The following is a 14932-nucleotide window of genomic DNA, read 5'->3' as shown; positions in this document are numbered from 1 at the left end:
CGCTTAACGCTGTGGACAGGTCAAGCCCTGTCCCTACTAAAACCGCAGCAAAAACCGCGTACCCACGCCACTTTCCGATTGCACCGAAATGGCGCCTTTGTGCAAACGCATGATCTGCCGCGACAAACTCAGCCCGATGCCGGAACCGGTAGCTTTGGTGGTATAAAACGGGATAAAGATCTTGCTTTGGGCTTCCGGCGTAAGGCCGCAACCGTTATCGGAAACTTCCAGATTCACCCGGCTGCGGTCATCGAGAAAGGCTTTCAGTTCGATGCGTTTTTCCGGGTTATCGGCAACGGCTTCGGCGGCATTTTTTATCAGGTTTATGAGTACTTGTTCCACCAATTGCCGGTCGGCTTCCAATAGTAGTGATTCGTTTTGAAAATCCAGTTCCATGCTGATATTGTTTTGAAGCAGCTGTTCCCGGAATAAGGTTTTTACTTCCTGCAGCAGCTCTACCACATTGAATACGCTTAGTTTCAGTTTGGTGTTGGCGTTCAGGCTCCGGAAATCGTTCAGGAAGCGGATCAGGCCATCGGAGCGGCGGCTGATGGTTTGCAGGCACTGGCCGATATCGGTAAGCTCTTCTTTTAAGACTGTAATTTCTTCGGCTTCGGTATCGGTTAAAGTATGAATTTCTTCCCCCGCACTGGCCGAAAGCGAAGCAATCGGGGTAACCGAATTCATAATCTCGTGGGTAAGTACTTTCAGCAGGTTCTGCCAGGCTTCCATTTCCTTTTCTTCGAGCTCCGGCTGAATGTTCTGCACAGAAGCAATGCGGATGGTTTCGCGGAGCAGCACAATTTCAATAACGTGTACCGAAAGGTTTACCAGTTGTCCGTTTTGCCGGAGCTGCACCAGCGCTTTGTCGTTGTGCGAAGTATTCTGCAGGCTGTTTACCAGAGCAGCATCAATTTCACCAAGTTCGGTAAGCGTTTTGGCCTGGCCGGTTTGCAGCAGTTTTTTAGCAGCTTTGTTCAGCAACAGAATGGTGCCGTCGGGTTTATAGGTAATAATGCCGATACCGATGTGCTGCACAATGGCTTCGAAGTAATGCAAATTGGCTTCTTTTTCGGCGCGCACTTCCCGGAATTTGGCCATTACTTCGTTCAGCCGCAAGGCCAGTTCCTGCTGCAGCGCATCATCCTTCCCAACCTGAAATTGTTCGGTAAAGTCGTCGTAGCTTACCGAGTTCAGAAAGCGGTTCAGTTGCCGGGAAGTCTGTTCGTGGTAGCGGATCAGTAGGCCAATCTGCAGCAAGGCGAAAGCACCCAGGCCAATGTACGTACCACGGTAATCCGGATCGAAATTGAGTTTGACAAACAGGAAAATGGTAAGCGTAAGCAGCAGCAGCCGCAAAATAAGTTGCCACCGGTAACCGTTAAAGCGCATATTTCTCCATTCTCCGGTACAGCGCCCCGCGCGATAACCCTAATTCCTTCGCCGCTTTCGAAATGTTGCCGTCGTGTTTTTGCAGCACTTTCGTAACCGCGTCTTTTTCCAGCGAATCCAAGTTTAAAGCCTCCGGCGCATTGCCAAAAGTTACCGTTTCGTGCTCTTCCATAAAGAAAAAGTCTTCGGCTTTTAATTCCCGGTTGTCGCTCATAATGGAAGCGCGTTCCAGCGCATGTTGCAGTTCACGTACGTTGCCCGGCCAGGAATATTTTTTCAGTTTGTTCAGCGCATTATCCAAAAGCCTTTTCAGCGGTTGCTTATACTTTTGCGCGTACTGGCTCAGGAAATGCTCTGCCAAAACCGGAATGTCTTCGGTGCGGTTTCTTAAAGGCGGTATGTTCAGCTCCACGGTATTGATGCGATACAGCAAATCCTGGCGGAATTCGCGGCTGAGTACCATTTCTTTCAAGGGCATGTTGGTAGCACAGATCAGCCGCACGTTTATCGGAATGGGTTTGTTTGTGCCCACTCTTATTATCTCGCGGCGCTGCAGAACAGTAAGCAATTTGGCCTGTAAACTGGGGCTCAGGTTGCCGATCTCGTCCAGGAAAAGGGTGCCGCCGTTGGCTGCTTCGAACCGACCGATCCGGTCTTCTTTGGCATCGGTAAAAGCGCCTTTTTTATGCCCGAAAAGCTCACTTTCAAACAGGGTTTCCGTTACGGCGCCCATGTCCACGCTCACAAAAACTTTATCGGCCCGACCTGAACGCTGGTGAATGGCGCGGGCTAATACTTCTTTCCCGGTACCGTTTTCGCCTAAAAGCAACACGTCAGCATCGGTTTTGGCTACGCGGTCCAGAATGGTGAAAAGCTGCTGCATGGCCGGGCTTTGCCCCTGAATTATGGGTTGCGGATTGTTCAGTTCGGAAGTAAGGAATCTGTTTTCCTGTTTCAGCTGACTTACTTCTTTTTGCGAGTGCCGGAGCCTGGAAGCCGCCGAAAGGGTAGCCAGCAGTTTCTCGTTCTGCCAGGGTTTCAGTACAAAATCGGTAGCGCCTTCTTTCAGCGCCTGCACGGCCATCTCTACGTCACCGTAGGCCGTGATCATGACCACCACCGCACTCGGGTCGTATTTCAGGATTTCTTTGAGCCAGTAAAAACCTTCTTTTCCGCTGGTAATGTCTTCGGTAAAATTCATGTCCAGCAGAATAATATCGAAGTCTTCGTTCGAAACCAGGAAAGGGATTTTCTTCGGATTCTTCTCCATGATCACTTCCTTGGCGTGGTTGCGCAAGAGCATCTTCGCCGAAAAAAGTACGTCTTCGTTGTCGTCTATTACCAGTATGCGGCCCAGGTTCTTTTCCATTGGTCGGTTTTAAGTGAAATCGGTAGGCTTTTAAACGTAAAAAGTATGCCAGTCCGAAAACCACTTAAATTTAACGTTTTTTAAGCTAAAAAGCGTTTTCCATTGTCCACGGCTGACCAGGTATTGTCCACCGGTGGACAGTGATTCAGAAAAACGATAGGTTTTCAGGCGGAAAAAGCCGGTTTTGCCGTTTGGCACAAGCCTTGAAAATGCAACGTGTAAAAACCGGAAACAATTGCCTGAAATTGCCGGCTCTCTACCCTTCAGAAAAAAAACTGCTATGCTAAAAACGTATTTCCTAACCGCCTACCGGGCTTTGCTGCGCAACCGGAGTTACAGCATCCTGAACATTCTGGGTTTGTCGTTGAGCATAACCTGCAGCCTGCTGCTTTTTCTGGTGATCCGCTACGAACTTAGCATCGATAAATTTCACGCCGCGGCCGACCAGATTTACCGGCTCACCGTGCATGAAAACTACGAGTCCGGATCGATTAGATCAGGTTCGGTGCATTTCCCGGCGGCGGGTGTGTTGCGCAACAACAACCCCGGCATTGTAGAAATGGCCCAGGTTTACGGCGAAGAAGAAGTGCAGGTAACCGTACCGGCAAACGGGCAGGAGCCGCCCAAGTACTTCAATACCGAGCATCCGGTGGCCTTCATCGAACCCGAGTTTTTTCACCTGTTCGATTTTGGCCTCAATTTACAGGATAAGGGGAAAGCTTTGAAGGAACCGAACATGGCTATTCTGACACAAAGCTACGCCGCTAAATATTTTCCGGATACCGAAGCCGTAGGCAAAGTTATTTCCCTGAATAATAAACTCAACCTGAAAGTAGCAGCCGTAATTCCCGACCTGCCTAAGAATACGGATTTCCCATTCGGAATATTTGTTTCGTACCCCACGCTGAAAAATTACATCGACTACGATCTCACCGCCTGGAGTGCCCTTACGAGCCAGCAGAACCTGTATTTAAAGCTTCCCGCAAATGCCGATACGGCCCAGGTACGCACCGCAATCACTAAAACGCTGAAAGCGCAAATGCCGGAAAAGAAACGCGAACGCCTGATCTTTGTACTGCAACCCTTAAAGAACCTGCATTACGATTCTACTTACGAAACGTATTCCCGCCGCACCACTTCTATGGAGGTGTTGGGCATTATGGCGGTGATCGGGGTATTCTTATTGGCTACGGCTTGCATAAACTTTATAAATCTGGCAACCGCCCAGGCTACCAAACGCTCCAAAGAAGTCGGCATCCGGAAAGTATTAGGCAGCAACCAGAAACAATTAATGCTGCAGTTCCTGGGCGAAACGTTTCTGCTCACGCTGGCCGCCGGCCTTTTTTCCGTCGTGCTGGCTGAGCTCACCCTGCCTTTCCTGAACCGCCTGCTCGATCTGCAATTAACCTTCAGCTTGCTGGAAGAACCCGGTTTGCTGCTGTTCTTCCTTCTGGAATTACTGGTCGTAACCTTGTTTGCCGGTTTGTATCCTGCTTTTGTATTGTCCGGATTTCAGCCCATTCAGGCGCTTAAAAGTAAAATGGCCCGGCAGCAGATGGCCGGTATTTCCCTCCGGAAAGGCTTGGTGTTGGTGCAGTTTACCATTTGCCAGTTGCTCATTATCTGTACCTTGGTGGTATCGGAGCAAATGCGGTACATGCGAAATAAAGACCTCGGGTTCAATAAAGAGGCCGTAGTGCTGGTGCCGCTTTACAAAGCTTCGGCGGAAAAAATGTTCGCCTACCGCCAGGAGATCACCAAACTGCCGGGTGTACAGCAGGCCAGCTTTATTTTCTCGCCGCCGTCTTCCGATTTCAGTTATACCACCAATTTCACCTTCGATAACCAACCCCATAACGCCGCCTTTCAGGTAAACATGAAATTAAGCGATGAGCATTATATAAGCCTATTCGGGATCAAACTGCTTGCCGGACGGGATTTTACCCACCAACCCCCAACCGATACCATCCGGCAGATCGTTATCAACCAGACCATGCAGCGCCAGCTAGGGCTGAAATCGCCGGAAGAGGCTTTGGGGAAGAAAATGCTGCTGGGCCGGAACATGCACGGAATTATAGTAGGCGTGGCAAAAGATTACCATCAGAACTCCCTCCGGGAATCGATCCGCCCGATCGCTATGGTAAACATGGGCGGTGCTTCTTCGAACATTTATTTTCTGGCAGCCAAAGTTGCACCCGGTCAAACCCAAAACGCTATCCAAGGACTGGAAAAAGTCTGGCAGAAAGCTTACCCCGATTACATTTTCGAATACCAGTTCCTGGACCAGACCATCGCCGATTTTTACAAGGAAGACCAACGCCGCAACACCCTTTTCAGGATCTTCTCCGGTATTTCCATTTTCATTGGTTGCCTGGGTTTATATGGTCTGGTTTCTTTTATGGCCACCCAACGCACCAAAGAAGTAGGCATCCGGAAAGTAATGGGCGCATCCCTGTGGGATATTACTTACCTGTTCTCAAAAGAATTCATTCAACTGGTATTGCTGGCCTTCCTGGTTGCCGCGCCGCTGGCCTATTATTTCATGAACAAGTGGCTGCAGGATTTCGAATACCGCATTACGCTAAGTCCTGCCGCCTTCCTGATTGCCGGAATGGTTACTATGAGTATTGCCCTGCTTACCATGTCCTTTCAGGCCATAAAAGCCGCGCGTAAAAATCCGGTACTGGCGCTCAAAACGGAATAGGAGAGCTATCAGGATCAGGATTTTCAGAAACGAAGTTCGGCGTAGCCAATTTAAGGATTTTCAGGACAATACTAGAATGCTGTTCCGGACATCTTTGTCCGGAACCATGCCTGCTGCGGACATCCCTGTCCGTGGGTATGAATCCGGGAAGAAGTTTATCGCTGTGAAGGTTGTTCATGAACATGGGCGGTTGGAATAACAGAACGGCCTGAAAGCAATGACCCCGTAGCATAGGGTTTAAACCCTACGCTACGGGGTCATTGCAACCAAAAAAAGTAGCCATCATACTTTTTAATGCGCTAACCTGAATTTTTGCCGGCACAAAGGCGTTTCATTAATCGGACCGACTAACCGAAATTGAATACTAACCGGATATTGGTACCTTTGTAGCCTTATGCAATTGTTTATCACCTCTTTAAATTCAGGAAGTAACGGAAACTGCTATTACATCGGCAACGGCCGCGAGGCTGTTTTGGTAGATGCCGGTATATCCTGCCGCGAAACCGAAAAGCGGATGAAGCGCCTGAATTTATCCATGACCCAGGTGAAAGCAGTTTTCATTTCCCACGAACACTCCGATCACATCCGGGGCCTGGAAGTACTGGCCAAAAAATATCAATTGCCGGTGTATATTACACCGCCAACCTTGCGGTATTCGCGTCTGAATCTGGAGCCGCATTTGGTGCATACCTTTCAGGCGCATGAACCGGTACAGGTAGGCGATCTGCAAATAACCGGCTTCCCAAAATTTCACGACGCCTCCGATCCGCACAGTTTTATAGTGGCTCACAGCGATATTACCATAGGCGTATTTACTGATATTGGCGCGCCCTGCAAACACGTGGTTCAATACTTTCAGCAATGCAACGCCGCTTTCCTGGAAACAAATTACGACGATGAAATGCTGGAAAACGGGTATTACCCATATCATCTGAAACGGCGGATAAAAGGCAATAAAGGCCACCTTTCCAACAAACAGGCGCTGGACCTTTTTACCCTGTACAAACCTGCCGGCATGAGCCACGTGCTGCTGTCGCACCTTTCCAAAGACAATAATTCACCTTCGTTGGCAAAGGAATTGTTCCAGCAGCATGCCGGCGAAACCGAAGTCATAGTCGCCTCCCGCTTCGAAGAGACGCCGGTTTTCATGATCACCGCTTCCTCGGATCCGGAGAAAAAGATCCGGAGGGTGATTAAGAAAAAACAGCCGGCGCTAAAAAGCAGTCCGGCTGTGCAGTTATCCTTGTTCTAGTTAGTGGTTTTTGAAGCGGCTGTAACTTTCGGCTTCAGTTTCGCGGCGCTTATTTGCAGTATTTTTTCAGCGCCCGGACAGCCCGCGGATCTTTTTCCGCAATTTTATTCCAATCGGCACAGGCGCCTTTGTTGTCGCTGGTTTCAAACTTCATAATGCCCCGGTTGTAATACGCCTCCGTATCGTTCGGATCTAGTTTCAGTACCATGTTGAAATCGGAGATCGCGCCCCGGGCATTGTCCATGTTCATGCGGCAAAGTGCCCGGTTGTAGTAAGCTTCTTTATCGTTGGGGTTGCTCTTAACTACTTTGGAAAGATCGCCGTACGCTCCCCGGAAATCGCCGAGGTGCATGCGGGATAAGCCGCGGTTGTAAATAGCGGTGGTATTGGTTGGGTTAAATTTTATGGTCACATTGTAATCGGCAATCGCTTCTTTGTAGTCTTTCAGAGCCCGGTACGCTTCGCCGCGTTTGTAATAAGTATCGGCATCTTTCGGGTTTGTTTTCAGCGTAGCCGAGTATTCTTTCACCAGGTTTTTATAGTCGGCCGCTTTCAGGCTGGTTTTAGCTACGGTTGTTTTTTCGGCCTTCACCATACTGTTTTCAGTAATCAGTTCCGGGCTGATGGCAAGCAGGTTCTGGGCATTTGCAGATAAGGAAAGTAGAAAGGTAACAATGATGGGTAATACGTTTTTCATACTGCTAATAATTATACTATTCGGTTAATAAATTTCTCCTTTTTACGAACGGGTATAATTGTCAGATATGAAGAAAGTAAGAAGCTTATTTTGTTTATTTTTGGATTTTTAAAATTGCGGGGCGCCCTTACTTTTGATAAATGGTAGTTGTATTTAGGGCGTTTTGTATTTAAAGGTGATACGGTTTCGGCGCCCTTGGGAAGTTCGATGAAATTATTTGGTTGAACCTCTGTTTTGGGTGGTGTAAGGATGTGAATGAATTTTGTGCTGTTGGATATTTATAGAAAATATTAGAGCTGTAGTGTATTTTAGTAATCTGGGTTCAAGTCTATTAGAAGAGTTTTAAAAATCAGTTGAAAGGAGAATCTATCTTTTGGGATTTTTATTAAAAGAAAAGCCGTTCCATTTATCCGGAACGGCTTTTTTTATCTTAAACTATATCGTTTTACTCAATTACCATTTTCCAAGTAATTACCTGCTGATCGGCTTTGATCTGAAGTAAATAAATTCCTTTAGCGGCTTTTAATTCTATATTTTCCAAAATGCTATCATTGCTAGCTTTCACCTGCTTCTGCATTACTACCTTACCGGCTAAGTCGGTAATGATCATGTCAGCAGAAGCAGCTTTCAGGCCGGAGAGTTGGAGCTGGAACTTGCCGTTGCTTGGGTTCGGATAGAGTTTTACTTCCATTCCTTTTGCTGCCTCGGCAACTCCGCTTATTCTGGCTCCTACGTGCAGTACAAAGCGGTTAGCTGTGCTTCCGCCTGCATGTGAGAAGGAGTAGATAGTAGTTGGCGTAAGCAGTTGCATGGTATTTAACTGCTTATCCTCTAATTGTACCTGAAACTGGTTTAAGAGCTGTTCAACTTTCAGGCTGTAAGTACCTGCTGCTCCTTCTACAACTAGTGGTACCAGTTGCGGCGCAGCGGAATAACCTAAACCGTTGATCGAAAGCTGAGAAGTACCGACTAAGGTATAAACTCTAATGGCTCCCATTGGCAGAGAGAAAGCATCAAAGCTGTTGTCCATGGCAGCAGTGGCGCCCTGCTCTAAGTACAGGTAAGCTTCATCCTGCTGCTGCCCTTTAGAAGCAGAAAGCTGCAGCAAGGGTCTGGTTTCAGTGCTTCTGTGGAAAGAAGGGTTCTGGTAAGAAGTAAGTCTTGCCGCATTGGTAAAACTGAAGGAAGCTACTGGAGCAGTGGTGCGCACAAAGAAAGCCTGCATGGCTGGAATTACGCCTCCGGTTAAAGATCCTACTCCATTCACGTAAGCAGCATAGGATCCGTTGTAGGCCGAAGATGATCTAAAGGCATATACGGCATCCATCATTCCGGAAGGAATCGTAATGTTGTCCCAGTCGATTGGAGCAGGATAAGGATTACCCAGCAAATGCCAGCCTGACTCTGTTGTTGCTCCTCTGCCAAGACCCGGAACTGTTACGTTGCCGTTGTTCAAAGTACCGGTGAAATCCACGGTCTGGGAAGCTGGAATGTTTACCGAGTAGCCTTTGCCTGGCGTTAAAGCAGAAGAAAGGGAAGCAGGAGATTCCCAGCCGAAGCCGAAGTCCATGGTAGCAGCGCTGTCGTTGGTTAAGCGGCTCTGGTTGTACTGGAATACGGTAGGGAATGGACGAACCGTGCCCGGCTTAGCAGCTGTATTATAAGCCGGGTTCACTACTGGTGTAAAGCCACCTGTTGCTAAATCTGAAATTGTAGTTGATGTAACTGGAGAAGCGAAGTGGCGGTAACCGGTGCCAAGGTTAAGCGAAGGATCGATGTAGCGCTGCACTTTAGCCGTGCCATTCACTACCCCACCGGCATTTACTACCATGGCTGTGCCCGATGCATTAGAAAGCAGGGTAAAGGTGTTGCCATTCGTGTTCAGGTTACCATTTAACGTAAGCATCCGCTGAACCGAAACAGGGCCAGCTAAAGAAGCACCTGCTGAGCTTATAGTTAAATCGTGGAAAGTGGAAGGATTCGCTCCTCCAATTATCTGCATCACCGAACCCGAGAAAATTACCGAGCCACCGGTAGTAGTAATAGTGCCGTTATTAATGAAGCTCTCTTTTACTTCCAATGTGCCGCCGCTAATCGTTAAACTAGCTCCTGAAGCAATTGTCAAATCCTTTGCGGTTGCCGTGCCGGATGAAATAGCCGGGTAGCGACCGGCTCCGGCCGGGATAATTACATCCCTCGTGGCTGTGGGAACACTGTTGCTACTCCAGTTCCCTGCTACATTCCAGGCCGAAGAAGTGCCGCCTGTCCAGGAGATTACAGGAGGGGTAACCGTAATGTCAATTGAATCTGCATCTAAGGGTGAACAATGATTTGCGCTAGCCTGTGCAGAAACGGTATAAGTATTGATGCCTAAAACCGAAGGAGTTATATTAATAGTTGTGCCGTTTTGATTTACCAGACCAGGCCCATTCCAGCTGTAAGTTAAATTAGGATCAGGATTTGCAACAGAAAGTGTAACGCTTTCCCCTTGAGTGATGTTGTTTTGCGATGCCGAAGCAATAGGGGCTGCAAGCCTGTTCATTATAGTAATATTGCTGTTATAAATTACTCCCGTAGTTGCAGGAGAGGAGGCAATAATTCTTATGCGGTAGCCAGTACCTGCTAACGTGTTGGCAGGAATAGAGGTATTTAGAATTCCGGAGCCAGAACCAGCTAGTGTACCAATATTCACCGGGCTGATAAATGAGCCGGAGGCATCGCTTAGTTCTGCGGTAAAGATATTGCCGGTATTAAATGCGCCCGAAGTTGCAAAAGAAATATTCGTCGTACCTCCAGGGCATAGGCTGGAAACCGGGAGGTTTGTTACAGCTATTCCGTTAGCCTGTACTTTCGCAAAGAAAACTTCTGTTCCATAAGTAAGAAGTGAAGTATTGCCAAAGAATGAGTTGCCTTTAAAATATCCGGTAATGTAACAGTTCCCAATTTTGTCAACAGCAATGCCCTGGCTGTTTTCCTCCATCGTTCCTCCTGCCTTTTGCGCCCAGACCACATTGCCCAGAGCATCATACTTGGCAATAAAAGCATCATATTGTCCTACAGCAGTAGTAAGTGTATAGCCATCAAAGGCTGCGCTAATGCCAAATTGCCCGGTAATAAAGCAATTCCCGGTTGAATCTGCTTTAATGCTCGATCCGCGATTAGCAGAAACCACCCCGTTTATTTGCTTGGCCCATTGTACATTACCTGACGCATCGTATCGGGCAATGAATAGATTTCCGTTACTGCTTCCGTTAAGGGTTATACTGCCAAAGGTTCCTTTACCAACGAAATAACCGGAAACATAGCAGCTACCTGAGGCATCTATAGAAAGGCTATGACCAAAGTCAGTGGAACTGCCACCGGCCTTTTTTGCCCAAATAACGTTTCCGGCAGGGCTATATTTCGCTAAAAAAATATCCGTATCTGCAGTAGAGAGAGTTGTGGTGCCGAAAATGGCGTTTCCTTTTATGTAGCCCGTTACATAGCAATTGCCTGAAGCATCTATTCCAATGTTGTTGCCTTCGTCATAGTCTGCGCCGCCGGCTTTTTTAGCCCATAGTACATTGCCGGCACCATCATATTTCACTATAAAAATGTCCTGACTTCCGTTTGAACCGGTAAGTGAGGCGCTCCCGAAAACGGCACTGCCATTAAAGTAACCGGTAATGTAAACATTCCCATTAGCATCTGCGGCAATGCTATTGCTGATATCTTCAGAAGTTCCGCCACCTTTTTTGGCCCAGACGAGATTGCCAGCAATATCGTATTTTGCAACAAAGATATCGAGCTGGCCACTGCTTGTAAGTGTAATGGTGCCGAAGGTGGCAGTGCCGCTAAAATGACCGGTAATGTAGCTGTTTCCGGAAGCATCTATGGCTATACCGGTACTCACATCATTGCCGGTGCCTCCGGCTTTTTGTGCCCATGTCAGGTTGCCGGCCGGATCATGCTTGGTAATAAAAACTTCCTGTCCGCCATTTCCCTCGAGTGTGGTGTTGCCAAAGGTTATATTACCGGTAAAAAGACCAGTGGTGTAGCTGTTGCCGGAAGGGTCTACAGCAATTGCCTGGCCTTTATTGGAAACTACATAACCAAAACCAAAGCCCGGGCTTTTAACCCATACCTCATCTCCAACGGCATTGTATTTAGCTATAAAGATATCGGTGCCTCCTTTACTACTAAGTGAGGTGCTGCCGAAATTGATTCCCTTGCTTGCAAAACCTCCGGTAAAGTAACAATTTCCTGAAGCGTCGGCAGAAATGCTTTGCCCAATTTCATTTCCAGTTCCACCTGCTTTTTTTACCCATAAAACACTGCCTGAGCTGGTAAACTTGGCAATAAACACATCCTGGCCACCACTACCAGTAAGGATATGGCTGCCCAAACTAACGCTGCCTGAGAAGGTACCAGTAGTATAAACATTACCGGAGGGATCCACCGCTATATCCTGAAGAAAGTCATCGTTTGGCCCGCCTGCTTTTTGAACCCAAAGACCATTGCCAATAGCATCGAATTTAGCGATAAATGCATCATGGGCTCCGCTGCTATTTAAGGAAGTAGTTCCCACAGAGATGGCACCATTAAAGTAACCGCTTACATAACTATTTCCTGAAGGATCTACAGTAAAGCTTCTAACAAATTGGAAGTTTGTACCACCGGCTTGTTTTGCCCAAAGCACACTGCCTTGCGAGTCGTATTTGGCTATAAAAATGTCCTGGTCGTTACTTGTAAGGGTGGTGCTTCCGAAAGTAATGTTCATTACAAAATAACCGCTAATGTAGCAGTTGCCCGAACTGTCAACCCCAATACCACGGCTATTGTCATTAAACGAGCTACTATTCCCGGCTTTGCGTGCCCACAAAACATTCCCGGCCGGATCGTACTTGGCAACAAATACGTCAAGCATTCCACTGCTGGTGAGCGTAGTACTTCCAAACGAAATGTTTCCTACAAAATCGCCGGTAATATAATTATTGCCTGCTGCATCTACGGCTATTCTATAGCCAATGTCAGTATTAAACCCGCCGGCTTTCTTAGCCCAAACCAGACTGCCGGAAGAGTCATATTTAGCAATAAAAACATCTTCACTTCCACTACCAGCTGGGGTTCCGCTACCGGTAAGCGTAACGCCACTAAAGGTAGCATTACCCTGAAAAAAGCCGGTAATATAGCAATTGCCTGAGCTGTCGACAGCAATACTATTGCCGTTATCATCACTGGCCCCTCCGGCATGCTGAACCCAGATCAAGTTTCCAAAGGAGTCGTATTTTGCGATAAAAATATCCTGCCCGCCGTAACCTGCAAGGGTGATGTTGCCGAACGTTGCATTCCCCTGGAAATAACCGGTAATGTAGCTGTTCCCAAACTTATCATGGGCTATAGCCAGTCCTGTTTCATTATTGTTTTCGGGGGCAAAGCCTGCCGCCTGCTTCACCCAGGTAAAATCAGGTGGAACATTTTGTCCTCTAACCTCCAATTCCCTGGTAGAAATTAACCAGACAGTAAGGATAGAAAAGAGGAGTAAAAATTTCTTCATAAGTATTTAAATAAATATTTTGTAAAGGTAGTATATAACTAAAGAACATTATGCAAATCTTCTTGTAAATCTGGTTATAATCATGGTCAGTTACAAGTAGGTATTAAAAACTTATTAGGCTTTCCTATATCTGATTAGCCTAAAGCTGAAAAGGGCACATAGCTAAGGGAGCAGGGAATAAGAAATTTAAAGAAAGGAATGAAAATAACAGCCTACCCCCGAAGGAAATGAGAAGACAGCTGCATAGATAAGTAGCTAAAAAGATTTAATCTTAGTGGAGCATCAGTTTTGAATAAGACTTTCAGACTGTTTTACCCTGCTTTGCTTAAGAATCCTGCTTGGGTATTCTTAATATGGCTGAAAAATATTGCTGAAAAATAAAAGAAGCCTTCAGAAAACTCTAAGGGCTTCTTTTATTGTAGCCGCGAGCAGAATCGAACTGCTATCAAGCGTTTAGGAAACGCCTATTCTATCCGTTGAACTACGCAGCCGGTTATGTTAAAACGGTACCAAAATTAACAAAAAAACCAACCTGTTGCAACAAGCCGGCTTTCCCAATTTACCAGAAAACAAACCGAATTTACAGAAAACCGGCTTATTCAGGTTGGTTTGAAAATAAGGATGAATAAAAGAACCAATAGTCCTGTTGTTCTAATTATTCATTCCAAAATCTACCCATTTTCAAATCTCCAAATCCTCAGATCTTATAAACCATCGCCACGATAAACGAAGCCACCGTCAGGATCAGCCCGAACATGAAAATGGTGTACGATACCCGGAGCAGGGAATATTTGCGTTTCAGTACTTCGCCCAGGTAATAAATATCCGTGATCATGTTGTTGTAGAGCGTGTTTTTTTCGCGCATAATTTCGTGGATGCTGTTCTGGAAATCTTCCAGGCTGATGCGGGTAAAATTACCGAAGAACAGCATGTTTACTTTGCGGGGCACTACTTTGGTGGTTTTCACGGCAAAGCTGGTTACTTCCGGCTGGGCCGACATAATGGCAAAGATCACCGAGCCCAAAGTAGAAAGCAGCAAACAGCCCACCGGCACGAGCAGGATCGGGTTTTTGGTAAACTGTGCACCCAGCATAGAGGTTTTCGCGCCCAGATAGGTAATAATTACCGACATGATAATGGCGTTCAGACTGATCATCATGTTGGCTTTGTTGTCGGCCATGGCGCTTAGTTCCATGTGGTTCTGGTACATGCTCCGGAACATGGTTTCTATGCCCCGCTTGGGCTGCGCCAGGGTTTCGCGTTCCTTTACTTCTTCTTTTTTCTGGCTTCTGGAAGTTTCCCGGAGCTTTTCCCGCTGCTGCAGAATGTTTTTCTCCCGTTGCGCCTCGAACCGCTGCCGGCCAAACTCGGTCCGGAAGGCATGCTTTTGCAGAAAATCGAGCTGGTGCTGGGCCCATTCATAGTCGGTATAGAACCGGTTCAGAAAAATTTCCCATTCCACCCGCAAAAGCTCGGCATTGGCCTCAAAGCTATCCTTGCCTAAATTCGAAAGGTCGGCATCCCAGAGAATATTGGTCAGCAGTTCGGTATTGCCGTCCTTTGTGCCGGCGCCGGTAATGCAGTGGGCTATCTGGTCAATCTTTTCCTTCGGATAATCCAGTTCACTCAGAAAGCGGGAAGCTATGCGGGCGCTGTTTTCTTCGTGGCCTTCGTAGGTGTCTACGTAGCCGGTGTCGTGCAGCCAGGCGGCCAGCAGCAGCACTTCCATCTGGTCGGGAGGGAGCTGGTGCATTTCACCTAAAATGCGCGCTTCCTTTACCGTTTCGGTGGTGTGTTTATAGGTATGGTAAACCAGCTTTTTCGAAAGTTTCTCGTGAAAGAGCTTCAGGACAAACTCGCTCGTTCTGGTCAGAATTTCGGGGTTTTTCATAAGTGGCGTTTCAGATAAGCGCAGGCCGTAAAAGAAAATACACGGATAGGTTTATTAAGGGCTTCTTTCAATTCCTGCTTCGGGTTCAACG

Annotated in this window: 7 protein-coding genes and 1 tRNA gene; 2 read left to right on the top strand and 6 right to left on the bottom strand. The window is 47.2% G+C overall.

All coding sequences use genetic code 11. From position 1 onward, the window contains the following. Positions 1 to 36: 36 nt before the first annotated feature. Positions 37 to 1392, bottom strand: coding sequence for a sensor histidine kinase (locus F0P94_RS19050; protein ID WP_150906070.1), 1356 nt, complete (start codon positions 1390 to 1392; stop codon positions 37 to 39). Continuing rightward, the gene (locus F0P94_RS19045; protein ID WP_150906068.1) at positions 1382 to 2761 is read right to left on the bottom strand and encodes a sigma-54-dependent transcriptional regulator; all 1380 of its coding nucleotides are present in this window, start codon (positions 2759 to 2761) and stop codon (positions 1382 to 1384) included. Before F0P94_RS19045 ends, F0P94_RS19050 begins: the two co-directional genes overlap by 11 nt. 280 nt (positions 2762 to 3041) lie before the next feature. On the opposite strand from F0P94_RS19045, the gene F0P94_RS19040 reads away from it, so the two are divergent. Together F0P94_RS19040 and F0P94_RS19035 are read left to right on the top strand one after the other, a co-directional pair. Next, on the top strand, positions 3042 to 5465 hold the full coding sequence (locus F0P94_RS19040; RefSeq protein WP_150906066.1) for an ABC transporter permease: 2424 nt from the start codon (positions 3042 to 3044) through the stop codon (positions 5463 to 5465). A 394-nt stretch (positions 5466 to 5859) separates the two neighbouring features. After that, entirely contained in the window at positions 5860 to 6717 is an 858-nt protein-coding gene (locus F0P94_RS19035; protein WP_150906064.1) for an MBL fold metallo-hydrolase, read from the top strand. A 49-nt stretch (positions 6718 to 6766) separates the two neighbouring features. Here the strand turns inward: F0P94_RS19035 and F0P94_RS19030 are convergent, their stop codons facing one another. From F0P94_RS19030 to F0P94_RS19015, 4 genes are all read right to left on the bottom strand, one after another. Beyond that, positions 6767 to 7414, bottom strand: a complete 648-nt coding sequence (locus tag F0P94_RS19030) for a tetratricopeptide repeat protein (protein ID WP_150906062.1) — start codon at positions 7412 to 7414, stop codon at positions 6767 to 6769. A 445-nt stretch (positions 7415 to 7859) separates the two neighbouring features. Next, a complete protein-coding gene (locus F0P94_RS19025) occupies positions 7860 to 12950 on the bottom strand; it encodes an SBBP repeat-containing protein (protein ID WP_150906060.1) in 5091 nt (1696 codons plus the stop codon). Positions 12951 to 13369: 419 nt separating this feature from the next. After that, a tRNA-Arg gene (locus F0P94_RS19020) sits at positions 13370 to 13441 on the bottom strand. 206 nt (positions 13442 to 13647) lie between these two features. Continuing rightward, positions 13648 to 14841 (bottom strand): Pycsar system effector family protein, encoded by a 1194-nt coding sequence (locus F0P94_RS19015; protein ID WP_150906058.1) that lies wholly within the window; start codon positions 14839 to 14841, stop codon positions 13648 to 13650. Positions 14842 to 14932: the final 91 nt, after the last annotated feature.

This window comes from Adhaeribacter soli, assembly GCF_008727925.1.
Taxonomy (GTDB): Bacteria; Bacteroidota; Bacteroidia; order Cytophagales; family Hymenobacteraceae; genus Adhaeribacter_A; species Adhaeribacter_A soli.
This window is presented reverse-complemented; position numbering and strand designations above follow the sequence as displayed.